The organism is Arthrobacter sp. SDTb3-6, assembly GCF_013376095.1.
Lineage (GTDB): Bacteria > Actinomycetota > Actinomycetes > Actinomycetales > Micrococcaceae > Specibacter.
The window spans coordinates 1-881 of record NZ_JAAMFN010000126.1 but is presented as its reverse complement, the minus strand read 5'-3'; the positions used below and the strand labels follow the sequence as shown (position 1 = coordinate 881).

Genomic DNA, 881 nt, shown 5'->3' with positions numbered 1-881 from the left:
TGCCATGGCCTTCGGAAACAACGAAGCACCCCGGAAAAACGCGGATTTTGGCGAGCAACCGCACCCATCAGAACCCAGGGGGCTAGATTCTCTTGGCCGCCGGTTCGAGTCCGGCCCGGGGCACGCAAATATGCTCCTGACCTGCGGTTATGTTCCGCAGGTCAGAGCCGTTTAAGGCCAAAAACAGCCCAAGTCACCTGTTACTCATCTATTTCAGGAAATTTTTCTCGGACTTTCACTCATCTTTTTCGGCATCCGGCCACACGAAGTGCCTAGTTTCCGCGGTTTTCCATCTCTGAACACCTTCGGGTTGACCGGGCAGGTATCGAGCCTTCGATCGAACTGCTCGCACCCCCGGGGTGAGGTTCGAGGGCAAGGGATTGTTCCCGGCGGCAACGCGAGAAGAAAGGCCCGCTCCTTCCATAACGCCTCCCCCGTAAAGGGCCCGCGGCACAGGCGGAGCACACATGCGCGGCAGAAACCCGCAGATGTACGCAGCAGATGCGCGGAGCAGATGCCACGGCCACGTCCTGGGACGGTTCCCCCGATAGCGTCGGGCGGCACCCCTGCCGGCACACGACCCAGGGCAGCCCCTACCGGGTGGCGAGGTGTTCGAGTTCGTCGGGTGTGGGGACTGTACCGTCAACGGTGTAACTCCGATCAAGGAGGAACGTGATGAGTACGCAGGTTGAGTTGGGTGCTGAGGCGACAGTGGAAGAGGTGCAGCAGGTGTCGACGATCGAGGTCTCGCCGGTCGTGGATCGGGGCCTGGTCGCCCAGCTCGTGGGTGATGCCCGGTCGCAGGGGGTCGCGATCGACGGGGAGGGCGGGCTGCTCGCGCAGCTGACGAACCTCGTCGTCGAGTCCGCGCTCGAGGGTGA

1 pseudogene is annotated in these 881 nt (G+C 62.4%); it reads left to right on the top strand.

Annotated features, from left to right (window positions below):
• Positions 1–675: 675 nt before the first annotated feature.
• A pseudogene (locus tag G6035_RS19610) lies at positions 676–881 on the top strand (hypothetical protein); the annotation flags it as partial.